Here is a 22,872-nt window from a genome sequence, read left to right on the forward strand (position 1 = left end):
CTTGATGTACTTAAACGCCGCGGCCCCGTTGGTTTTCCCAATCTGATTGCCCCTTACAAATGTCCGTCGGGCCGTGTCCGGGGCCGACGCGGCGGGCAGGTCCGCCGCGTCCCAGGCCCGCAGACTGCGGGGTCCGGACGAGCTGGAGATCGTGGCGTTCGAGCGGGGTCACTTCACCTCGTACTCGGCGTGCGGGATCCCGTACTGGGTCGGCGGCGACGTCGATGACCGGGATCAGCTGATCGCGCGCACACCGGAGGAACACCGGGAGCGGGCCATCGATCTCCGGATGCGGACGGAGGTCGTGGAGATCGACGTCGCGGGCGCCCGCGTCCGCTCCCGGGACGTCGGCTCCGGTGCCGAGGCGTGGACCGCGTACGACAAGCTCGTGATCGCCACCGGCGCCCGGCCGGTCCGCCCCGACCTGCCCGGCGTCGACGCGCCCGGTGTCCACGGCGTGCAGACCCTGGACGACGGCCAGGCGCTCCTGGACACCCTCGCCGCCACCGAGGGGCGCCGTGCGGTGGTCGTCGGCGCGGGCTACATCGGCGTGGAGATGGCCGAGGCGCTCATCAACCGCGGCTACGAGGTGACGGTCGTCAACCGCGCCCGGGAACCGATGTCGACACTCGACCCGGACATGGGCCGCCTGGTGCACACGGCCATGGAGGGCATGGGCATCACCATGGTGAACGACGCCGAGGTCTCCAAGATCCTCACCGGCGAGGACGGCCGCGTGCGCGCGGTCGCCACGCAGGACGCGGAGTATCCGGCGGACGTCGTCGTGCTCGGCATCGGTGTCCGGCCCGAGGCCACGCTCGCCGAGGCCGCGGGGCTGCCGCTGGGCGACCACGGCGGGCTGCTCACCGACCTCGCGATGCGGGTGCGCGGACACGAGAACATCTGGGCGGGCGGGGACTGCGTCGAGGTGCTGGACCTGGTCTCGGGGCGCGAGCGGCACATCGCGCTGGGTACGCATGCCAACAAGCACGGGCAGGTCATCGGCAGCAACGTGGGCGGCGGGTACGCCACCTTCCCCGGTGTCGTCGGCACCGCGGTGAGCAAGGTCTGCGAACTGGAGATCGCCCGTACCGGACTGCGCGAGAAGGACGCGCACCGCGTCGGGCTGCGGTTCGAGGCGGTCACCATCGAGTCGACCAGCCGCGCGGGCTACTACCCGGGGGCCGCCCCCATGACGGTGAAGATGCTCGCCGAACACCGCACGGGACGGCTGCTCGGTGTGCAGATCGTGGGCCGGGAGGGCGCGGGCAAGCGCGTCGACATCGGCGCGGTGGCGCTCACCGCCGGGATGACGGTGGACGCGATGACCGCCCTGGACCTGGGCTACGCCCCGCCGTTCTCACCGGTGTGGGACCCCGTCCTGGTGGCGGCCCGCAAGGCGTCCGCCGCGGTACGCGCGCGAGGCGCGTGACACCACGCCACGCGCGCGTGGACGCGTGACGTTCACGCGCGCGTGGCGTTCGGGCACGGGATCCGGCACGCGTGCGTGTGCGTACGTCTGCGCCACGATGCACGGCACGCGTACGTGTCCGCCACAACCCCTGCCGCGGCGGCGGCCGCCGGTGTGTGCCATTGCACGCACGCGCGTGCCGCACGACGCCGGTCCGCACGTGTGCGCCACAACCCCGGCCCGCACGCACGCGCGTGCCGCACGATGCCGGTCCGCGCCGGGACGCGGGCGGCGGCGCGGCTACGCCGTCTCGTGTCCCGCCGACCCGTTGATCCGGTCGATGGCCTGGCGGGCCTGCTCCGCCGGCGGCCGCGCGGGGAGCGAGGAGACCGAGGCCGGCGCGACGGCGGCGGGCTGCGGCTGGGCGGGCTTCGCGTGCGCGGCGGGCCTGCTGGTGCGCAGCCGCTGGCTGACGGCCTCGTCGAGGGTCACCGGGCGCTGCATGCGGGCGGCCAGCCGGCCGGCCTCCTGGCCGAGCGCGGCGACGTCCTCCCAGGGCAGGTGCAGCACCAGGGCGATCTCGGCCTCGCCATCGGGAAGGGCCTGCATCGGAGGATTGACTCGGTCGTTCATCGCCTGTGTCCTCACGTCATTTAGCGTCGCGGCTTCCCCGCGCCACGGACGGTCTAGGAGTCATACGCAGGCGCTCCCGGCGGTGTTCACCGATTCGCCGCACGCATCCAGGGCAGTACTTCCTTGTGGTCATCCCCGTCCATGACGTGAACCCTGTCCGTCGCACGCCCTATGTGACGTACGCGCTGATCGCAGCCAACGTCCTCGTCTTCCTGTACACACCCGGCATCGCGGGTTCCGTGGCGGGCGACAGCGGGCTCGCGCAGCTGTGCCATCTCCAGGCGTTCCTGGACCACTACGCCGTGGTCCCGCAGGAGTTGATCCACCATCGGATGCCGCAGCTGGTGCCCACGGGCGAGACCGGCCTCGGCACGCACGGAGCGGGCTGCGTGGTGGCACCCCCGGACTACGACAAGTCGCCGGCGCTGTCGGTGCTCTCGGCGATGTTCCTGCACGGCAGCTGGCTGCATCTGCTGGGCAACATGCTCTTCCTGCTGATCTTCGGCAACAACATCGAGGACCGGCTGGGCCATGTGCGGTTCACGCTGTTCTACGTCGTCTGCGGCTACGCAGCCGCGTACGGATTCGCGCTGCTGAACGACGACTCGGGCGACCCGCTGATCGGCGCCTCCGGAGCGATCGCCGGGGTCCTGGGCGCCTACCTGGTGCTCTATCCGAAGGCCAGGGTCTGGGTGCTCGTCCCGTTCCTGGTCTTCCTGCCGCTGCGGCTGCCCGCCTGGATCGTGCTGGGCTTCTGGTTCGCGCTCCAGGCGGTGTACTCGTCCGGCGGCGCGGTCTCCACCGCCGGCACGGTGGCCTACGCGGCCCATGTGGTCGGCTTCCTGGCCGGCATGCTGCTGGCCTGGCCGCTGCGCGCGGGCACCCCGCCCCCGCCGGAGCCGCGCAACCTGCTGTGGGGCAGGCGCGCGCGGCACAGCTGGTGAGCGGGCGGCGTCAGCGCCCGGTCTGCGTGTGGACGTACTCCACGAGCCGGGTCAGCGCGTCCGCGTCGGTGTTCGGCGGGACGCCGTGGCCGAGGTTGAAGACATGCCCCTCGAGGCCGGCCGCCGCGTCCAGCACCTCACGCGTCTTCGTCTCCACGGCCTCGGTCGTCGAGAAGAGGACGGCCGGGTCGAGGTTGCCCTGCAGCGCCTTGCCGGGGCCGACGCGGCGGGCGGCGACGTCGAGCGGGACGCGCCAGTCGACGCCGACGACGTCCGCGCCGGCCTCGCCCATGAGGCCGAGCAGCTCACCGGTGCCGACCCCGAAGTGGATGCGCGGGACGCCGTATCCGGCGACGGCCTCGAAGACCTTCGTGGACGCGGGCATCACCGAGCGGCGGTAGTCGGCGGGTGCCAGCGCGCCGACCCAGGAGTCGAAGAGCTGGACGGCGCTCGCGCCGGCCTCGATCTGGACCTTGAGGAAGGCGGAGGTGATCTCCGCGAGTCGGTCGAGCAGGTCGGCCCACAGCTGCGGGTCGCCGTACATGAGCGCCTTGGTGTGCTCGTGGTTCTTGGACGGGCCGCCCTCCACGAGGTAGCTCGCGAGGGTGAAAGGCGCGCCCGCGAAGCCGATGAGCGGGGTCTCGCCCAGCTCGGCCGTCAGCAGCTTGATCGCCTCGGTGACGTACGAGACGTCCTCGGGGGTCAGATCGCGCAGCTGCGCGAGATCGGCGCGCGTGCGGATCGGCTTCTCGATGACCGGGCCGACGCCCGGCTTGATGTCGAGGTCGATGCCGATGGCCTTCAGCGGGACGACGATGTCGCTGTAGTAGACCGCCGCGTCCACGTTGTGCCGGCGGACCGGCTGGAGCGTGATCTCGGCGACGAGCTCGGGCCGCATGCACGACTCGAGCATCGGGATGCCCTCGCGCACCTTGAGGAACTCGGGCAGTGAGCGACCGGCCTGCCGCATGAACCACACCGGCGTGTGCGGCACGGGCTCGCGCCTGCACGCCTTCAGGAAGGCGGACTCGTACGTGGCTGTCGGCTGCTGGCCCGAGGGGCGGCGATCGTTGGCACTCACGACGGAAAGTCTCGCACGCCCAGCTGGGCGCCCCGTCCCGGGTACCGGGCACGGATGTGGCCGGATCACGGCGCGCCGGGGGCGTGTTCGCGCGGCGCAATACGGACAGTGGCCCGGCGCAGGGTGTCCCTCCCTGCGCGGAGGCTCCGTTCCCCTTAATCTTCCCCGCATGGCTGCGGCTCAGGGACGACTGTCGGACGGCGCTGGCGGGATGGACGACGCGAAGGAGGGGGACCGGGATACGAGTCAGACGGCTCCGCCGCCCTTTCGGGCCGCCGTTGATGCGCTGAAGGCCGCGCGGCTGCGGCCGGAGATCGAGATCGACCCGACGCGCCCGCCGCAGCGCCTGGCCCCGTACGCGTATGCCCTGGAGGCCGCCGTCGTCGACGGCGAGGAGGACCTGGCCGACGGCCGGCTCGTCCTGCTGCACGACCCGGCCGGGCACGACGCGTGGCAGGGCTCCTTCCGGCTGGTGACGCTGGTGCGTGCCGAGCTGGAGCCGGAGATGGCGGCCGACCCGCTCCTTCCCGAGGTGTGCTGGTCCTGGCTGACCGGTGCGCTGCAGGCCCGCGGGCTGTCGTACGGCGAGCCGAGCGGCACCGTCACCCGCGCCAGTTCGCACTACTTCGGCGGCCTCTCGGAGCGCCCGGCCGCCTCCCAGATCGAGATCCGGGCCTCATGGACGCCCCGGGAGGGGCTGGGAGGGGTACCGGACACGGCGGCGCACCTCGCCGCCTGGTGCGATCTGCTGTGCCAGATCGGGGGGCTGCCGCCCATTCCGCCGGGCGACGCCTCGGTGGTCACCCTGCCGCAGCGGCGGGGCCCGCAGTCCCGCTGAACCGCGCCACTGGCGCGAGCTGACAAGGCGCACCGGCCTCCGGGTCCGGTGCGCTTTCGCGTGCGCACCGCGTACGCCGGCGGTCCCGCCTCACCACCTCTCAAAACCACCTGTCAAACCCCCTCCCCCGGCCGCCGGCCTTCCTGTGGCGTTCCTTTGACGTCCCTTTGTCGATACGACCACTTTCGGACGCGTAATGACCTCGATCGACTCGGTTCGATCTTCGGGTGATCGATCGTGCGTCCGAATTGCACGGATTGTTACTCACCAAATCGTGATCATTCTCTAAAGGCGGACGGGTTTGATGCCGAAGACGTCTGTGACCTTGAAAGCACGGTTCGTCCCGGCTTCATCCCCTGAGCCGGTCCCCGTCCCGCACCCCAGGAGGCCTGGTGTCCGTTCTTCTTGAGCAGCCCGCAAGCCTGGTCGCCTACCGCCCGAACAAGCCGACCGCCATGGTGGTCGTGGCAGACCCACGGGTCCGTTCCACCGTCACCCGCCACCTCTGGGCGCTCGGAGTGCGCGACGTCATCGAGGCGTCGTCCGTAGCGGAGGCTCGCCCCCGAATCGGCAACCCGCGCGACATCTGCGTCGCCGACGTCCACCTGCCGGATGGTTCCGGCCTCACCCTCCTGTCCGAAACCCGAGCCGCGGGCTGGCCCAACGGCCTGGCCCTCTCCGCCGCCGACGACATCGGCGCCGTACGCAACGCCCTCGCCGGCGGTGTGAAGGGCTACGTCGTCACCGGTACGCGTACGAACCTGGGACTCCCCTCCCGCCCCGGCGCCTCCCCTCTCGGTGGCGCCAACCGCATGCACCGCCGCCCCCCGGGTGCCCCGAGCCACCCGGGCGGCTACCGCGAACTGTCCGGCCGCGAGGTCGAGGTCCTGCGCCTCGTCGCGGAGGGCCAGTCCAACAAGGCCATCGGCGTCTCGATGGGCCTGTCCGCGCTGACCGTCAAGAGCCACCTCGCCCGGATCGCCCGCAAGCTCGGCACGGGTGACCGCGCCGGCATGGTGGCGGTGGCCCTGCGGACCGGCATCATCCACTGACCCCTGGCGGCCCCGCCCCGACGCCCCCCAGCGGGTCGTCCCCCGACCGTGAACCGGATCTTTCACTGACGTGACTGGTTTACGACCCTCAGACGCCCGTCGACGGAACGTTCCGTCGGCGGGCGTTGTCCATACACAGATACTCTTGACAGGTGACCGACGCCCAAGAGACCGCAGCAGACAGCTCACTGCGAACCACCGGAGGCGGCCCTCCGGACGACGTCGAATCGGCGCCGATCCCTTTGCTTGAGCCCCGAGACGGCATTCCGCCCGTGATCGCCGACGACGCCTCGCTCGCCGAGGTGATCGCCGCCTTCGCCGCAGGGTCCGGACCGGTGGCCGTCGACGCCGAACGTGCGTCCGGGTACCGATACGGCCAGCGCGCCTATCTGGTGCAGTTGCGCCGCGAGGGCGCCGGCACCGCGCTGATCGACCCCGTGGCCTGCCCCGACCTCTCGGGGCTCGGCGACGCGATCTCCGGCGTCGAGTGGGTGCTGCACGCCGCCACCCAGGACCTGCCGTGCCTGCGCGAGATAGGCATGATCCCCTCCCGCCTGTTCGACACCGAGCTGGCCGGCCGCCTCGCCGGGTTCCCCCGGGTGGGCCTCGGCGCGATGGTCGAGGGCGTCCTGGGCTTCGTACTGGAGAAGGGGCACTCCGCCGTCGACTGGTCGACCCGCCCGCTGCCCGAGCCGTGGCTGCGCTACGCCGCGCTCGATGTCGAGCTGCTCGTCGACCTGCGGGACGCACTGGAGAAGGAGCTCGACCGGCAGGGCAAGCTGGAGTGGGCCCGGCAGGAGTTCGACGCGATCGCGGGGGCCGACCCGGCGCCGCCACGCAAGGACCCCTGGCGCCGTACGTCGGGGATGCACAAGGTGCGCCGCCGTCGCCAGATGGCCGTCGTACGGGAGCTGTGGGAGACCCGTGACCAGGTCGCGCAGCGCCGGGACATCTCGCCCGGCAAGGTGCTCGGTGACGGGGCGATCGTGGAGGCCGCGCTGGCCGTACCGGCCAATGTGCACGCCCTGGCCGCGCTGAACGGCTTCGGGCACCGGATGGGCCGCCGGCAGCTGGACCAGTGGCAGGCGGCCGTGGACCGGGCGAAGGCGCTGCCGGACGCGGAGCTGCCGCAGCCCGGGCAGCCGGTCACCGGCCCTCCGCCGCCGCGCGCCTGGGCCGACAAGGACCCGGAGGCCGCGGCCCGGCTCTCCGCCGCGCGTGCCGGGGTGTCGGCGCTGGCCGAGCAGCTGAACATGCCGCAGGAGAACCTGATCGCTCCCGACACGGTGCGCCGCGTCTGCTGGGAGCCGCCGGCCGCCGAGGCCGAGTCCGTCGCGGCGGCCCTCGCCGGGTACGGGGCGCGGCCCTGGCAGGTCGAGCAGGTGACGCCGGTGCTGGTCGCGGCACTGTCCGCACGGGCGGCCAAGGACTGACACCGCTGGGCGTGAGCCGGGTTCCATCGAACGGGTGCGGAGGGCGGGCGCGTGCGAGTCGTTCGCGAGTTGCGCGCGCCCTCCTCGCGCCCCTGACAGGGCTCGGGCGGCTGGACGGGCTTGCTCGTGCGCTTCCGGGGGTCTCCCGCAGGGGCGACGGCAACGGCGAGATCGCGCCAAGATCCGGGGCGGTGCCGCGCGGGACGGGAAGGGCGGCGGGACGACTCCGGATGTGACCTTCGCCGCTCCCGTCTCCGGGACTGGGCAGCATGGTTACCCGCAAGTAGCATGAGGGGGTGAGCGCGCGCTCAGGCGTGTGCGCCGCGCAGCAGTGCCATCCCGCATCTGGAGGAGAGCCATCGTGCCTCGTACCGTCAGGGACGTCGTCTTCGTCGACGGCGTCCGCACCCCGTTCGGCAAGGCGGGCCCGAAGGGCATCTACCACGAGACCCGCGCCGACGATCTCGTCGTGAAGGCCATCCGGGAGCTGCTGCGCCGCAACCCGGGCCTGGACCCCAAGAAGATCGACGAGGTCGCCATCGCCGCGACCACGCAGATCGGTGACCAGGGTCTGACGCTCGGCCGCACGGCCGGCATCCTCGCCGGGCTCCCCCAGTCCGTGCCCGGCTACTCCATCGACCGCATGTGCGCGGGCGCGCTGACCGCCGTCACCAGCACCGCGGGCTCCATCGCCTTCGGTGCGTACGACGCCGTCATCGCCGGTGGTGTCGAGCACATGGGCCGCCACCCGATGGGCGAGGGCGTGGACCCGAACCCGCGGCTGGTCAGCGAGAAGCTGGTCGACGAGTCGGCCCTGTTCATGGGCATGACCGCGGAGAACCTGCACGACCGCTACCCGAGCATCACCAAGCAGCGCGCCGACGAGTACGCCGTGCGCTCGCAGGAGAAGGCCGCCAAGGCGTACGCCAACGGCAAGATCCAGCAGGACCTGGTGCCGGTCTCGGTGCGCAACACCAACGCCGAGGTCGGCGAGACCGGCTGGGGCCTGGTCACCGCCGACGAGCCGATGCGCCCGGGTACGACGCTGGAGAGCCTGGCCGGTCTGAAGACGCCGTTCCGCGTCCACGGCCGCGTCACCGCCGGTAACGCCGCCGGTCTGAACGACGGTGCCACCGCGTCGGTCATCGCGTCCGAGGACTTCGCCCGCGAGCACGGTCTGCCGGTCCGGATGCGTCTGGTCTCGTACGCCTTCGCGGGTGTCGAGCCCGAGGTGATGGGCTACGGCCCGATCCCGGCCACCGAGAAGGCCCTCGCCAAGGCCGGTCTGTCGATCGAGGACATCAACCTCTTCGAGATCAACGAGGCCTTCGCCGTCCAGGTGCTCGCCTTCCTGGAGCACTACGGCATCGCCGACGACGACACGCGCGTCAACCAGTACGGCGGCGCCATCGCGTACGGCCACCCGCTCGCCTCCTCCGGCGTCCGTCTGATGACGCAGCTGGCCCGCCAGTTCGAGGAGCAGCCGGAGGTCCGTTACGGCCTCACCACCATGTGCGTCGGCTTCGGCATGGGCGCCACGGTGATCTGGGAGAACCCGCACCACAAGGACGCCGGAGGCAACAAGTGAGCACCGCTGAACTTTTGAAGGGCGCGGCCGAGCTGTTCCCCGACGAGGTCGTCACGTCCGCGCACGTACGCCACCTCGATCTGCCGTTCGGTGCGGGCCGCTTCGCGCTCATCACCCTGGACAACGGCTTCGACCACACCAAGCCGACCACCTTCGGCCCGGCCTCGCTGGCGAACCTGAACACCGCCATCGACCAGGTCGAGAAGGAGGCCGCGGCCGGCGAGATCGTCGGTGTCGGCATCACCGGCAAGCCGTTCATCTTCGCGGTCGGCGCCGACCTCAAGGGTGTCGAGCTCCTGAAGAACCACGAGGACGCGCTCGCCATCGGCAAGGGCGGTCACGAGGTCTTCAAGCGTCTCGCGGGCATCGCGGCCCCGACCTTCGCGTACTACAACGGCGCGGCGATGGGCGGCGGCGTCGAGGTCGGTCTGCACTGCCAGTACCGCACGGTCTCCGCTGCCCTGCCCGCCTTCTCGCTCCCCGAGGTCTTCCTCGGTCTGGTCCCGGGCTGGGGCGGCTGCACGATCCTGCCGAACCTGATCGGTGCGGAGAAGGCCGTCTCGGTGATCATCGAGAACTCGCTCAACCAGAACAAGCAGCTCAAGGGTGGCCAGGTCTACGACCTCGGTATCGCGGACGCGATCTTCGAGGGCGCCGACTTCCTGGAGCAGTCGCTGCTGTGGACGGCGGCCGTCCTCAAGGGCGAGATCGCCGTCGAGCGTCCGGAGATCGACCGCGGCGAGGCCTGGGACCAGGCCGTCGCCAAGGGCCGGTTCATCGCCGACAGCAAGGTGCACGGGGCGGCCCCGGCCGCGTACCGCGCGCTGGACATCATCGCCGCGGCCAAGAACGGCGACCTCCAGCAGGGCTTCGACGCCGAGGACCAGGCGCTCGCCGACCTGATCATGGGCGGCGAACTGCGCTCCGGCATCTACGCCTTCAACCTCGTCCAGAAGCGCGGCAAGCGCCCGGCGGGTGCGCCGGACAAGTCGCTCGCCCGCCCGGTGACCAAGGTCGGCGTCGTGGGCGCCGGTCTGATGGCCTCCCAGCTGGCGCTGCTCTTCCTGCGCCGCCTCGAGGTGCCGGTCGTCCTCACGGACATCGACCAGGAGCGCGTCGACAAGGGTGTGGGCTACGTCCACGCCGAGATCGACAAGCTGCTGCTCAAGGGCCGGGTCAACCAGGACAAGGCCAACCGTCTGAAGGCGCTGGTCTCCGGTGTCCTGGACAAGGCCGAGGGCTTCTCCGACGCCGACTTCGTCATCGAGGCCGTCTTCGAGGAGATCGGCGTCAAGCAGCAGGTGTTCGCCGAGGTCGAGGCGGTCGCCCCGGCGCACGCGATCTTCGCCACCAACACCTCCTCGCTGTCGGTGACCGAGATGGCCTCGAAGCTCAAGAACCCCGAGCGGGTCGTGGGCTTCCACTTCTTCAACCCGGTCGCGATCCTCCCGCTCCTGGAGATCGTGCGCGGCGAGCAGACGGACGACGCCTCGCTCGCCACGGCGTTCGCCGTCGCCAAGAAGCTGAAGAAGACGGCGGTTCTGGTGAAGGACGCCCCGGCGTTCGTCGTGAACCGCATCCTCACCCGCTTCATGGGCGAGATCCAGAACGTCATCGACGAGGGCACGCCGGTCGAGGTCGCGGAGAAGGCGGTCGAGCCGCTCGGCCTGCCGATGTCCCCGCTCGTCCTGCTCGAACTGGTCGGTCCCGCGATCGGTCTGCACGTCTCGGAGACCCTCAACCGGGCCTTCCCGGACCGCTTCACGGTCTCCCCGAACCTCGCGGCCGTCGTCAAGGCCGGCAAGCGCGGCTTCTACGTCTACGACTCCGGGAAGCCGGAGCTCGACCCCGAGGTCGCCGCCCTCCTCAAGCAGGGCGATGTCGTCCTGACCGAGGAGCAGGTGCGTGACCGGGTCCTGGACGCCGTCGCCCAGGAGATCGGGCTCATGCTCGACGAGGGCGTGGTGGCCGAGGCCCAGGACATCGACCTCTGCCTGATCACCGGTGCCGGCTGGCCCTTCCACCTGGGCGGCATCACGCCGTACCTGGACCGCGAGGGCGTCTCGGAGCGGGTGAACGGCAAGACGTTCCTGGAGCAGGGCGTGGCGTCGGTTCCGGCGTAACCGACCGTTGCACGAAGGAAGGCCCCCGCCGTCGCGGGGGCCTTCTCTCCTGTGTGGCACCCGCCCGCGACGGCAGCGTCACTCCTGCGGATCGAGGAGGAACTCCGCTGTCAGCAGGGCGTGGTCGGACTCGGGGAACCTGCGAGCGTCACCGGACACGACGGCGAAGTGGCGCTTGTCCGCGAAGACGTAGTCGATCTTCCGGCCCTCGGCCGTGGGTTCGCCGTCGTGGTCGGCCTCCGCGAAGTGCGGGGTGAGGTAGTCCAGGGCGGACGAGTCCGGCGGGAGGTTGAGGTCGCCGGCGATCACCGTGGGCGTGTCCCGTGACGGCGCCAGGGTCCAGTCCCGGATCTCCCGCAGCTGTTCGGGGGCGTCGGCGTACGCGTGCGCGGTGCAGGCGGTCAACGGCCGGCCACCGAACCGCGTGTGGGCGCACAGGAGCCCGCGGTGCACGGGCACGGTCCGGCCCTCGTTGGTGTAGCGCTCCCCGCCGGTGTGGACGAACGGGCGGAAGTCCTGGACGTCGTCGGGCACGTTCGTCCGGCTGAGGACCGCCTCGCCGTACTGTCCCGTGCTGCCGCAGTTGGGGACGCTGTCGTGGAAGGAGGCGTACGTGCCGTCCATCCGCCGGCCCGCGGCGGCCAGTTGGCGCTTGAGGGAGGCGTACTGGGTGAGGCAGATCTCGTTGAGGGTGATGATGTCGGGCCTGAACTCCCGTGCCTCGCTGACGACTCGGGCCAGTGATGTACCGGTTCCCGACCCGCCCGCGTTCCACGTGCAGTGGGCGGCGGCCCCGCACAGGTTGTACTGAAGGACCCGCAGCGTGGGGTGCCCCGGTGCCGGACGGCCGGTCCCCTTCGGTCCTGGCGCGCCGCACGCCGACGTCATCGCTGCCACCAGGACGGCGACGACGCTCCCCACGAACAGGCCTCTGGCGCGCGGCATTTCCCTACGGTGACAGCGCCCCGTCAAGAGCGCCACGGTCCGAGCGGGCTGCCCACGAGCGGTGACAACTGGCGTCTGACGTGCAGCCGGCCGTCCATGCCGATGACCGCCACGACCACCGCGCCCGACGCGTCGTACGCCATCGCGGGAGCGTGCGTGAACATCTCGCCCGACGCTCGCCAGTGCGTGCCCGAGACGTTCTTGTCCCGGTCGGGCAAGGAGACGACGAGCCGGCCGGCGCTGCCGCGGTGCGCGAGGAAGGCCTCACGGGCACCGCGCTCGGGAGCCCACAGCGCGGCGACCGCGCCGGTGCCGCCCTGGCCGCCGAGTCCGGCGCCGGAGCCCGGCCAGCGGCCGTCGGCGTGCTGGCGGTAGGCCATCACCTGCTGGGTGCCGGCCTCGCGGAAGTAGAGGCAGGTGCGGCCGCCGCCCGAGTCCACGGCGGTGACTCCGCCGGTCGCCGGTCTGCCCGTCTTCAGGCTGTCGTCGAGGACGAACGGGCTGCCCTGCTCGGTCTGGTGCCAGCGCCACACGGAGTTCTTGCCCGGCACGTACAGTTCCACGGTGCCGTTCTCGGTGGTGAGCGCCTGGCCCGCGTCCTGGACGAAGGTGCCGCCGAGACTCTCCCAGGGAGCCCAGCTGCCGTCGGTCTCCCGGCGCCGCAGACCCATGCCCTGCTCGAAGTTGCGGACGAAGACGTACAGCCGGCCGGCCGCGTCGACCGCGGCCGACGGGACGCCGACCTCGCGCTGGCGCCGTCCGTCGCCCTGGGCCCAGTCCGGGTTCTCCAGGGACTGCCAGCCGCTGAAGCCGTTGCCGTCCGGGTCCTGCACGGTGTGCACGACGTCGACGGTGACCCCGCCGCCCACCACCGACTGGCGGCGCAGTCCGAGGAGTTCGGCCGGTCCGCCGGGCCGTCCGGTCACCGCGAGCGTGGGCGTGAGCCAGCCCTCGCCGAGCACGAAGGGGCCCTTCCACTCCCCGCTGGCCGGCCCGGTCTCCGTCCAGAAGGCGAGCCGCCCGGCCAGCACCCCGAAGGCGTTCAGCCGGCCGCCGGGACCCAGGCGCAGCCAGTCGGTGGCCGGCGAGTAGCGGTAGGCGGCGCTCATCATGTGCGTACTGCGGAACGGGTCCGGCCCCAGCTGCCGGTCGCCGCACCGCTCGCAGGTGCCGTGCGGGCAGCCGGGCGGCGCGTCGATACCTGCGTACGTCGCGAGGTACTCGGCCTTCTCCGTCACCGCCACGGAGTCGAGGTTGTAGCCCCAGAAGCGGTTGGCGTACGCGCGGTAGTGCTCCACGACCGGGTTGTGGCCCGCGTCGCGGTGGCGGGCGAGGGCGGCGAGCGCGAACTGCGTCGTGGTGGTGTGGTCGACGTGGTCCGAGCAGACGAACTCCTGCTTGCCTCCGTCGTGTTCGGGATCGGGGTCCATGGTGCGCACCGCGCTCGGGCGGAGGTGGGCGAGCAGCGCGGCCAGCCCGGCGATGACCTGTTCGCGGGTGACGTGCTGGACCTCGCCGATCGTGCAGCCGTGCGCCGGCAGCGTGGCCTGGGTGCGCAGGGCCCCCTCCCACAGCTCGTGGATCCGGGTGCGGGTGCCCCGCTGGGTGGGCGCGCCCTGGTGGAGTTGCAGGAAGTACAGGCACACGTCGTCGCGGCCGGCGAGTGTGAACCGCTCCGCGGCGAAGCCCGGTACCAGGTCGACGGGTTCGCGCAGCCAGGGCGCGTTCCGGTCGCCGGTCGCCATCCGGGCGTACGCGGACCGCAGTCCGCAGCCGCGCTCGGTGCTGTAGCGGGCGAAGTCCGGTGCTACGGAGGCGCGTTCGGGGTCGTTGGTGTCGGCGTTGATGCCGTCGCCCTCGCCCGCGGTGAGGATCACCGTGGTGATCGCGTCGCCGTCCTGGAGCGACCGGACCAGGTCGGGGTTCATGAAGTACAGGTCGTCGTCCTGGTGCGCGACGATGTGCAGAATCGAGCGGGACGCCGGGGTCATCGGTCCACCACATTCATGGCCATGGCTCCTGAAGCCGAGCAGTAGGGACGCACCCACACCGGACGGGCCGGGTGGACGACGGAGTAGGCGGAGGTCTCGTCACCGACGAGCGGGACGGAAGGATACGCGTACGCGCCCTTGACGTCCGGGAAGTCCTCCAGCAGCCGGCAGACGCGCACCTTGCGCCGGTCGAAGGGGTCCGGCTGCAGCCACCAGTCCCAGTCCTCCCAGCGCGCCAGCCGGTGGTCGACGACCCGGCGCACGGGCACCTCGGCCCGGAACGCCTGCCGGCCGAGGATCTGCACCGGCACGGAGAACGTCTTCGTGTACGCGCCCCGGCGGCCGACGATGAACAGGGCGCCCGGCTCGATCCGGCGCTCGCCGCACAGCACACCCGCGAGCGTGATGGCGCCGTCGCCGACCTCGACGCCGGTGCACTCGGCGTGCTCCGGCCTGAGCACCGTACGCAGCATGAGCCGGCCGTTGGGCTGTGCGTAGGGGAGGTTCCAGCCGACGGATCCGACGGTGGGGCGGGCGACGAGCCGGGCCCGGGCGTCGATGAGCGCCCGGGTGTCCCGGATGCCGGCCTTCATGTGAATGGCCGAGGACCTGGGGTGCTGCATGGCCACCTGCCAGCGCCCGTCGCCGAGTTCGTCCAGGGCGGAGGGGGTGAGCGCGGCCGTGTAGCGGGTGCCGCCGTTGTCGAGCGCCTTGCGCACGGTCCGCAGCGGGAGGTCGGGGCGGGGCTTGCCGTCGGAGGGCTTGTGCCGCAGGACGAACTGCCAGCGGTGCCGGCCCTCGCCGGGGCCGTCGGCGGTGAACCGCAGCCATCCCGCGTCGTCGGCGGTGACGTCCACGGTGGCGGCGCCCAGCGACACCGGCGCCACGGTGACCTGGGCGGTCGCGGACTCGCGCGGGCCCGCGGGCGCGCGATAGCCGCGGACGTTCCGGGCGCGCCTGCGGGCGGCGTCCTCGAAGAGCTCCACGTACCGGGCGGCGACGGCCGCGGGGTCGTACCGGGTGGCGTTGCGCAGCGCGGCCGTGCCCATCTCCCGGCGCAGCGACTCGTCGGCCATCAGCCGCCGCAGGCCCCAGGCGATCGCGTCGACATCGCCGTTGGGCACGAGGAAACCGTCCTCGCCGTCGCGCAGGATCTCCCGGGGGCCCACCGGGCAGTCGGTGGACACCACCGGCAGACCGCAGCGCATGGCCTCGACCAGGGTCATCCCGAAGGACTCGGCGCTGGAGGTGACGGCCGCGATGGATCCCTTGGCCCACTCCGACTCGATGGGCGAGAAGCCGCCCATGAGCAACGCCCGTCCCGCCAGGCCGAGTTCGGTGACCAGGGCGCGCAGCTTTCCGGCCTCGCCGCCGTCGCCGTAGATGCGCAGCTGCCAGTCGGGGAACTCCTCCGCGAGCCTGCCGAAGGCGCGGATCAGCAGGTCGTACCGCTTGATCTGGTGCATCCGCCCGGCACTGACCACGACCTTGTGCGAGCAGTCCGAGGGCGGTACGAGCGGCTGGGGCACGCTGTTGGGGATGCCCACCACGGGGATGCCGGGGATGGGTGTGTTCTCCAGGAACGATCCGGCGTCGGCCTCCGTGACCGTGGTGATGGCGTCGAGCCGCGGATAGACCCGGGCCATCTCGGCGCGGACGGCGGGCGGGATCGCCAGGTGGGTCATGTGCTCCTGGGCGACCCGCAGCGCGCCGTCGCGGGTGTGGGCGGCGACGAAGAGGTTGAGGCTGGGCCGGGTGCCGACGACCACGTCGGCGTCGGTCTTCTGCAGCTCACGGATGATGCGTCCGTCGGTGAACCTGCTGTACTGCGCGGAGAACTCCTCCTGGCGCGGCACGACTTCGCTGGGTTCGTCGCTCCCGGCGGCGGTGCGGTCGGCGGAGCCGGGGCGCAGGTCGACCAGGGCGCGCACGGTGATCCGCGGCGAGATCTCGAACTTCGTCGCGGTCGCGCGCCGGAAGACCGAGACGATCTCGACGTCGTGGTGGACGGCGAGCGCCTCCGCGAGGTTGATGACGGTGCGGTTGGTGCCCCCGATGCCGTAGATGTTGTTGATCAGGAAGGAGATCTTCACCGGACCTCGCGCTCCTTCCGCTCGAAGGGACTCGGCACGGGGTAGTACGACTTGAGGAACCGCTTGAGCATCTCCGTCTGGCGGTCGGTGTCGTGGCCGTCGGAGATCGTGTCGTTGATACAGAAGGCCTGCCGGTCGCGGCGGGCCAGCAGGATGCCGAGCCGCCGCTGGATCTCCGGCTTCGCCAGGTCGAGATAGGCGAAGCTGATGTTCGAGGGCACCGCGTGGCCCGTGAAGTACGCGTAGTAGTGGTACAGCGACGACGGGATCGAGATGTCGGTCGGGCTGCGGAACCTGCTGTGCGAGGTCTGCCGGTGCACGTCCGCGTACTCGCGCTCGATCTCCAGGAGCACGCTGCGGCGCAGTGCGTACGGCGCGTGCCGCAGTTTCTGGACGATGGCCGAGCCGAAGTTCTCCAGGATGATCCGGCGGTTGTTCTTGCCGGCGGCGTCGACCGGGCGGTCGCCGAGCGTCAGGTCCCACCGGGGCACCTGGGACGGGGACAGGAACGTCCGGGTCATGCCGTTGGACAGGAAGAAGTCCTGCGGGGTGACCGGGCAGCCCAGGAACATGTCGTCGTTGAAGTAGAGGAAGTGCTCGGACAGACCCTCGATGTGGTGCAGCCGGCTCTCGATGGCGTGCGAGTTGAAGGTGGGCAGCGCGGCCGCGTCCGCGAAGATCTCGGAGTGGTCCACGACGGTGATGCGGGAGTGGCGCTCGTTGAGCCAGGACGGCCGCTGACGGTCCGTCACCAGGTAGACGTGGCGCACCCAGGGGGCGTTCTGCTCCAGCGCGCGCAGGGAGTAGCGCAGCTCGTCACGGCTGATGTAGCGGGCCGCGTTCGCGGATTCGGTGTGGTAGCCGGTCTGGCCGTAGTCGGCGCGGCGGCGCTGCCAGGCGGGGTCGTTGCCGTCGACCCAGGTGTAGACGACGTCGATCGGGAAGCGCACGTCCTCGGGCAGGGCGTCGGCGCACGGCCGGATGGTGCGGACCGAGCGGGTGCGGCGGGTGTGCAGCGCGGCGAAGCCGGTGAGGCGGCTGACCGGGATGGTGACACGTGGCTCGTCGAGGGCGACGTCCTCGGTGACACGGTTGGGACGAGGCGCCACCAGGCGTCCGTCCTCCGGCCGCCAGAACTCGATGTCGCAGCCGTGCTCCAGACCGAGGACCAGCGAACCGGCCGCGTCGCTCCACACCATGCCGACCCGCAGCACGGCGGACCCCCGCGCCAGGTGCCGGGCGCGCCGGGAACCGCACAGCGTGGCGCCGCCCCGCGCCGTCTCGCCCTGGCAGGCCTGCAGATAGACGGGTCCGGTGCGCGCGCAGCGGTCGAGGACCTGGCGCACCCGGTGCCGGTCGGCCTCGGCGACGGCGAGGCAGGAGCGGAAGTCGGAGGTGCCGCGGATCGCGAAGTAGTCGATGCCCGCCTCCTCCAGGAGGGTCACCACGAGTTCGAGGTTCGCCTCGCGCAGCCCGAGGGGCGAGACCGTCTCCCGTACGAGGGCGATCTGGGCCCCGCGTCCGGCGAGGACGGAGAGCCGCTCGTCCTCCCCGAAGAGGTGCGGCCAGCGGCGGCGCGCGCGGATGCCGCGCACCGTGCGGGCGCCCAGGGTGAGGGCCTGGAGGCGGCGCAGCAGCTGCTTGAGTCCCATGCGCAGCCGCGGCGGTACGCGACGCGCGATCCGGCGTCTGAGGCCCGCGGGGACCAGGGTGCGGTACGCCCCGACCGCGGCGGATGCCTCGGGATTGCCCATGCTCACGAAAGGTTGTCCCGGTCCTCGGACTGGCCGCGCTCGAAGACGCAGGCGACGGGGAAGTAGCGGCGCAGGAAGTGCACGACGGCTTTGGTGCCGCCCCGGCTGTGGGCCTCTTCGGTCCCGAGGCCGAAGAACTGGATCTGCTGGGTGTCCCGGCGTACGAGGAGCCGGTCGAGGTGGGTCCTGATGCCGGGGAGGGCGCCGTGCAGCGCGACGGACGCCTCGCCGGAGGGGTCGGCGAGCCCGGCCACCTGGCCGAAGTGGTGGACGAGTCCGTCCATCGGATGGGTGCCGGGTACGGCGGGCAGCCGCTGTCCGTCGGCGAGTTGCGGGGGTGCACAGCCCGCGGCCGCGAGCCGGGCGAGGGTCTCGCAGCTGTAGGGCTGGGGCCCTTCGGCGTAGCCGTGGGCGGTGACGCGGCCCGTCGCGGAGTAGGCGGCGCGGGTCCAGGGAGCGAAGGACTCCTCGGCGGTCCAGGGTCCTCGCCGGGGGCGGGTCGCACCGTGCGGGGTGAAGTAGTCGAAGGGCCGGACCGGCTTGCCGAGCACGGCTCCGGGGCGCAGCAGCAGGAAGTTGTCCGCGATGTCGGGCAGTTCGTGCAGCCGCCACTCGGCACCGGGCCCCGCGGGGACGACACTGAGCCGCTCGTCGGCGACCAGCCAGGCCGGCGGTTGCGCCTGCGCCAGGACGTGCACGACATCGATCCAGGGCGCGTACTGGTGCAGCGAGCGCAGCGCGGCCCGCAGCAGTTCCTCGCCCCAGGGCGTGGGGTGCTGCCACAGGAGGACCGCGTCGACGGGGAAGGTGATCTCCTCCAGGCGTGGGATGTCGAAGTCCTCCAGCGTGATCGTCGGCTCCATGTCGCCGTCGATGTCGCAGTAGCCGGAGAGCCGGTCGAGGCCGATCTCGATGCCGAGGGCGTCACTGGGGACGGTGCGCTGGACGCGGTTGGGACGCGGGCCCGCGAGCCGCTCGCCGGGCAGGTCGGTGTTGACCGTCCAGAACTCGATCTCGATGCCCTGGTCCTCGCCGACCCACAGGTTCTCGGTGGGTTCGGTGCGCAGCCAGGTGAGGCGGATCACCTTCGCCTTGCCGTAGTGCTTCCAGGCCTTCACATGGCTGCCGGGGATCTCCTGGGTGTCGCTGTTCGCGGGCGACACCGAGACGACGTATCCGGTGTGTTCCTCCAGCAACGCGCGTAGCGCCCTGCGTACGGCGCCCTTGTCGCGCGTCTCGACGGCCAGGCAGATCCGGCGGTCGTCGAGAGCCGGGACCGCGAACCAGGGGATGTCGGCGGCGTCGAGCGCGTAGGTGACCAGGTCGTGGTCGAGGCGGCGTGCCAGGTCGACCGTGAGCCCGGTGTGGACGTGCCCGACCCGGCCGTCGGGCGACTTGGTCCGGCGCTGCGAGTGCCCGAAGTCCACCTTGCGCACGCGGCGCAGGGCACGCCGGTGCAGCCGTGCCTCCCGGCGGCTCAGGGTGCGGGCGAGTCCGCGCTTGACCTTGCGGCGCACCGGTCCGGGCACGGTGCTTGCGGCGGCGGAGCGTACGGGCTGGGGAACGAGTCGCTGGTAGACGAGGGCCGCGGAGCTCATCGACGTCGGGTCGGACACGTCACGAACTCCGTTTCATCGCTCATGGGGACTGGGGGTGGGGAAGTAGGAGTTGAGGAAGCCGTCCAGCAGTTCCTGTTGCGCCTCGATGTCCTCGGGTGTCGAGAAGGCGTCGTTGAGACAGAACGAGTCCTGGTCCCTGCCGTCGAGCAGCCGTTGCAGCCGGTCCGCCAGATCGGGCACGGCGAGCTGCAAGTAGGTGAAGGGCATCGAGCCCGGCTGGGCGCGTCCCGTCAGGGCCGCGTAGTAGAGCGCGAAGGAGGAGGTCGGCGAGAGGTCCGTCATCGCGCGGAAGCGGCTGGCCGACGTGCGCGCCCAGGCTTCCGGGAAGTCGCGTTCGGCCTCGTGCATCGCCGACCGGCGCAGGGCGTACGGGATGTGCTCCATGGGCTGGGTGATGACCCGGCCGAAGCGCTCCAGGAGCAGGGCGCGGTTGTTCTTGCAGGCCGCGTCGACCGGGGTGTCGGTCTCCACGACCGGGCCCTGGGGGATGCGGTTGCGGGAGGGGAAGTAGCGCGCGGTGCCGCTCGGCGTGAAGAACGCGTGCGGGGCGACCGGGCGGCCGATGAACATGTCATCGTTGAAGTACAGGAAGTGCTCGGCGAGCCCTTCGATGTGGTGCAGCTGGCTCTCGATCGAGTGCGAGTTGAAGGTCGGCAGGTCACCGGGGTTGCGGAAGATCTCGCGGTGGGTGGCGATGCGCAGGCCCGGCAGGTCCTCGCGCAGCCAGTCCGGGACCTGGTCGTCGGTGACGATGTAGACGTTGCGGATCCAGGGCGCGAACAGGTGCAGGGAGCGCACCGAGTAGCGCAGCTCGTCGCGGCTGATGAAGCGCGCGTCGCTCGCCGACTCGGCGTGATAGGCCTCGCCCTTCGCCTGCGCCTTGCGCCGCTGCCAGACGGGGTCGTCGCCGTCGACCCAGGTGTAGACGGCGTCGACGGGGAAGGCGATGTCGTCCGCGCAGTTCACCAGGAACTCGGGGCGGGTGGCGAGCGCGGGCGCGAGGTGCTGCGGGGTCCAGTCCGAGACGAAGCGGCTGAACAGCCGGGCGGCACCGAGGACGTTCACGCCCTCGCTCGCGACCGCCCAGGCGGCCCGGTTGGCCCGGGGGGCGACGAGGTGGGTGCCCTGTCGCTGCCAGAACTCGACGGCACAGCCGTACTCGTGCCCGAGCAGCAGATGGCGTCCGGGGTCGGTGCGGTACCAGCTGACCTGGAGGACGCGTGCGGTGGCGACCTCGCGCCAGGCCTTCGGGTCGCGCGAGGAGACCGGGCGGGCGGGCCGGGGCGCGTCCGGGTCGATCACGCTCAGGTGCCCGGCGTACTGACCGAGGCCCCGGAACAGCGCGCCGAGCACCCGCTCGCGGTCCTCCTCGGCCACGGCGACGACCGTGCCGTGGTCGGAGGTGCCGCGGACGGCGAAGTGCGGGACGCCGGCCGAGTCGAGCAGCGCGACCAGTGCGGAGCGGTTGGCCTCCCGGGCGGCGAGCGGGGTGAGCCCCGGCTCGACGTAGACGTCACCGTGTTCGGGAGTCAGCGTGGTGCGGTCGGGCGGGGCGGAGCTGCGCCCACCGGTTCCGGATCGTGCCCCTGCGGGCATGCCGGAGCCGCCCACCGCCCGATGGACGGCGGGATCAGAAACGGTCGTCACACCGCAGCCCTTCACGGGCCGACGCATGCGGAAGCACAGCCACCCCTCCCCTCGTTCCTCACCGGGCCGAAACCGACGGTGAGCCCCAGTGGTCGTTCGCCCCCTCGTGCCCCCCGGCTCGAATCAGCGACCACTTACCTGCCGACAACGCTGTCGACGTCATTCACACCAAAGATTTAACCTTCACAGGTCAGCCACATCATCACTAGGCGTTTGCGCGACTGTCAACAGCAGTCGGAAATGACAGAAAACACACAGGGGTTCGCAGAAGGGCTGAACTTTCGGAGACCGGTGGGTGACGACGGATACGCCCCTCCAGCTCCGACCGTCGGTCTATAGTTCGAACACAGCGCGGCGTTCTTCGCCGCACGGGCCCGGCCTCTCCCCCCACTCGTGCCCTTCACCACGTTCGGTCCAAGGCACCGAGCCACGCAGCGAGAGGACGCCGAGCCATGACGCACGCCCTGACGGAGACGGGCCCCCGGGGATCGAGGCGCGCACCGTCCAACCGCCGGGCCAAACCGCCCCGTCGGCGTTGTCGGGTCTGGCGCTGGATCACCCTGAGCCTCGTCGTCCTGGTGCTGGCCGCGGGCGGCACCGGCTACTGGCTCTACAGCAGCCTGAACGGCAACATCAAGGGCGTCGACCTCGACAAGGCGATCGGTGACGACCGGCCCGAGCGGCTGCCCACCTCGGGCCAGAACATCCTGGTGCTGGGCTCCGACTCGCGCGCGGGAGCGAACGCCTCGCTGAACACGGGCAAGGTCTCCGGGGCACGCTCCGACACCGCCCTGGTGATGCACATACCCGAGGGCCGTACGAAGGCCGTCGCCGTCAGCATCCCGCGCGACACCCTGGTGACCCGCCCCGAGTGCGCCGAGCCGGACGGCTCCACGCTGCCCTCGGCGAAGCGCGTGATGTTCAACTCCGTGTACTCGCTGGCCGGTCCGGCCTGCGTGGTCAAGACCGTGGAGCAGATGTCCGGGGTACGGATGGATCACTTCATGGAGATCGACTTCGCGGGCTTCAAGGGGCTCGTCGACGCCATCGGCGGCGTGACCGTCACCGTCGACCAGGACATCCACGACACGTCCAGCGGCCTGGACCTGACGGCCGGCACGCACAAGCTGGACGGCACCGAGTCCCTCCAGTTCGTCCGCACCCGGCACGGCATCGGCGACGGCAGCGACCTGGGACGCATCGGCCTGCAGCAGAAGTTCATGATCGCCCTGCTCTCGGAGATCAAGAAGCAGGACCTGCTCGGCAGCCCCACCAAGACGTACAAGATCGCCGACAACCTCACCGAGTCGCTGACCACCGACTCCGGGCTCGCCTCGCTGACCAAGCTCGCCGACTTCGGCCGCAGCATGAACGGCGTCGACCCGGCCACCATGGAGACGATCATGCTGCCGGTGGCGTACGACAAGACCGACCCCAACCGGGTCGTCGCCGCCCAGCCGCAGGCGAACCAGCTGTGGAAGGCACTGCGGAGCGACGAGACGATCCCCGAGTCGGCGAAGAAGTCCCCGGCCACGGGCGGCACCGCCTCCTGACGGCGAGCGGGCTCCGCTCGGGCGGGTCCGCGTCGGCGGGGTCAGCGTCGGGCGCTGCTCGGACGAGTCCGCGTCGGCGAGGCCCCGCTTCGGGCGCGGGTCGTACGAGGGCGGACCCGGCCTCGCGTTGTACGAGGGCGGACCCGGCCTCGCGTTGTACGAGGGCG

The 22,872-nt window shown here is 71.5% G+C and carries 16 protein-coding genes; 8 read left to right on the top strand and 8 right to left on the bottom strand.

The window, feature by feature from the left end:
- Positions 1–73 precede the first annotated feature (73 nt).
- Positions 74–1,432, top strand: a complete 1,359-nt coding sequence (locus tag ACFVYF_RS23300; protein WP_389458137.1) for an FAD-dependent oxidoreductase — start codon at positions 74–76, stop codon at positions 1,430–1,432.
- Positions 1,433–1,711: 279 nt separating this feature from the next.
- Here ACFVYF_RS23300 and ACFVYF_RS23305 read toward each other — a convergent pair whose 3' ends face one another.
- A complete protein-coding gene (locus tag ACFVYF_RS23305; protein ID WP_389458139.1) occupies positions 1,712–2,044 on the bottom strand; it encodes a hypothetical protein in 333 nt (110 codons plus the stop codon).
- A 125-nt stretch (positions 2,045–2,169) separates the two neighbouring features.
- On the opposite strand from ACFVYF_RS23305, the gene ACFVYF_RS23310 reads away from it, so the two are divergent.
- Complete coding sequence (locus ACFVYF_RS23310; RefSeq protein WP_389458141.1) at positions 2,170–2,988, top strand: rhomboid family intramembrane serine protease; 819 nt, start codon at positions 2,170–2,172, stop codon at positions 2,986–2,988.
- A 10-nt stretch (positions 2,989–2,998) separates the two neighbouring features.
- Here ACFVYF_RS23310 and hemE read toward each other — a convergent pair whose 3' ends face one another.
- Entirely contained in the window at positions 2,999–4,069 is a 1,071-nt protein-coding gene (hemE, locus tag ACFVYF_RS23315; protein WP_389458143.1) for a uroporphyrinogen decarboxylase, read from the bottom strand.
- Between the two features lie 211 nt (positions 4,070–4,280).
- Here hemE and ACFVYF_RS23320 point away from each other — a divergent pair, with 211 nt between their 5' ends.
- The 5 genes from ACFVYF_RS23320 (at position 4,281) to ACFVYF_RS23340 (ending at position 11,103) form a co-directional block, all read left to right on the top strand.
- Positions 4,281–4,907, top strand: coding sequence for a DUF3000 domain-containing protein (locus tag ACFVYF_RS23320; RefSeq protein ID WP_389458339.1), 627 nt, complete (start codon positions 4,281–4,283; stop codon positions 4,905–4,907).
- A gap of 392 nt (positions 4,908–5,299) precedes the next feature.
- Entirely contained in the window at positions 5,300–5,959 is a 660-nt protein-coding gene (locus tag ACFVYF_RS23325) for a LuxR C-terminal-related transcriptional regulator (RefSeq protein ID WP_383285626.1), read from the top strand.
- Positions 5,960–6,111: 152 nt separating this feature from the next.
- Complete coding sequence (locus ACFVYF_RS23330; protein WP_389458145.1) at positions 6,112–7,392, top strand: ribonuclease D; 1,281 nt, start codon at positions 6,112–6,114, stop codon at positions 7,390–7,392.
- Between the two features lie 361 nt (positions 7,393–7,753).
- Positions 7,754–8,980, top strand: a complete 1,227-nt coding sequence (locus ACFVYF_RS23335) for a thiolase family protein (RefSeq protein WP_389458147.1) — start codon at positions 7,754–7,756, stop codon at positions 8,978–8,980.
- Positions 8,977–11,103 carry a 3-hydroxyacyl-CoA dehydrogenase NAD-binding domain-containing protein gene (locus tag ACFVYF_RS23340; RefSeq protein ID WP_389458150.1) on the top strand — a complete coding sequence of 709 codons (2,127 nt, stop codon included), beginning with the start codon at positions 8,977–8,979 and terminating at the stop codon, positions 11,101–11,103. The genes ACFVYF_RS23335 and ACFVYF_RS23340 overlap by 4 nt, the downstream gene beginning before the upstream one ends.
- A 78-nt stretch (positions 11,104–11,181) precedes the next feature.
- On the opposite strand, the gene ACFVYF_RS23345 is transcribed toward ACFVYF_RS23340, so the two are convergent.
- Genes ACFVYF_RS23345 through ACFVYF_RS23370 form a run of 6 tightly spaced genes read right to left on the bottom strand, consistent with a single transcriptional unit; the run spans position 11,182 to position 21,179 of the window.
- Entirely contained in the window at positions 11,182–12,048 is an 867-nt protein-coding gene (locus ACFVYF_RS23345) for an endonuclease/exonuclease/phosphatase family protein (RefSeq protein ID WP_389458151.1), read from the bottom strand.
- Between the two features lie 23 nt (positions 12,049–12,071).
- Complete coding sequence (locus ACFVYF_RS23350) at positions 12,072–14,039, bottom strand: hypothetical protein (protein ID WP_389458153.1); 1,968 nt, start codon at positions 14,037–14,039, stop codon at positions 12,072–12,074.
- A complete protein-coding gene (locus ACFVYF_RS23355) occupies positions 14,036–16,132 on the bottom strand; it encodes a glycosyltransferase family 4 protein (protein WP_389458155.1) in 2,097 nt (698 codons plus the stop codon). Before ACFVYF_RS23355 ends, ACFVYF_RS23350 begins: the two co-directional genes overlap by 4 nt.
- Positions 16,129–17,892, bottom strand: a complete 1,764-nt coding sequence (locus ACFVYF_RS23360) for a stealth family protein (protein WP_389458157.1) — start codon at positions 17,890–17,892, stop codon at positions 16,129–16,131. Before ACFVYF_RS23360 ends, ACFVYF_RS23355 begins: the two co-directional genes overlap by 4 nt.
- Complete coding sequence (locus ACFVYF_RS23365) at positions 17,889–19,502, bottom strand: sugar phosphotransferase (RefSeq protein ID WP_389458159.1); 1,614 nt, start codon at positions 19,500–19,502, stop codon at positions 17,889–17,891. The genes ACFVYF_RS23360 and ACFVYF_RS23365 overlap by 4 nt, the downstream gene beginning before the upstream one ends.
- Before the next feature lie 15 nt (positions 19,503–19,517).
- Positions 19,518–21,179, bottom strand: a complete 1,662-nt coding sequence (locus ACFVYF_RS23370) for a stealth family protein (RefSeq protein WP_389458160.1) — start codon at positions 21,177–21,179, stop codon at positions 19,518–19,520.
- Between the two features lie 425 nt (positions 21,180–21,604).
- Here ACFVYF_RS23370 and ACFVYF_RS23375 point away from each other — a divergent pair, with 425 nt between their 5' ends.
- A complete protein-coding gene (locus ACFVYF_RS23375) occupies positions 21,605–22,705 on the top strand; it encodes an LCP family protein (protein ID WP_389458162.1) in 1,101 nt (366 codons plus the stop codon).
- Positions 22,706–22,872 lie beyond the last annotated feature (167 nt).

Origin of the sequence: Streptomyces sp. NPDC058274, from assembly GCF_042881375.1 — a bacterium.
Lineage (GTDB): Bacteria > Actinomycetota > Actinomycetes > Streptomycetales > Streptomycetaceae > Streptomyces.

Bases quoted from the DNA above. Each gene is read 5' to 3' on its own strand.
- ACFVYF_RS23320 (WP_389458339.1), top strand. From the start codon at position 4,281: ATGGACGACGCGAAGGAGGGGGACCGGGATACGAGTCAGACGGCTCCG.
- ACFVYF_RS23370 (WP_389458160.1), bottom strand. From the start codon at position 21,179: ATGCGTCGGCCCGTGAAGGGCTGCGGTGTGACGACCGTTTCTGATCCC.
- ACFVYF_RS23375 (WP_389458162.1), top strand. From the start codon at position 21,605: ATGACGCACGCCCTGACGGAGACGGGCCCCCGGGGATCGAGGCGCGCA.
- ACFVYF_RS23350 (WP_389458153.1), bottom strand. From the start codon at position 14,039: ATGACCCCGGCGTCCCGCTCGATTCTGCACATCGTCGCGCACCAGGAC.
- ACFVYF_RS23345 (WP_389458151.1), bottom strand. From the start codon at position 12,048: ATGCCGCGCGCCAGAGGCCTGTTCGTGGGGAGCGTCGTCGCCGTCCTG.
- ACFVYF_RS23305 (WP_389458139.1), bottom strand. From the start codon at position 2,044: ATGAACGACCGAGTCAATCCTCCGATGCAGGCCCTTCCCGATGGCGAG.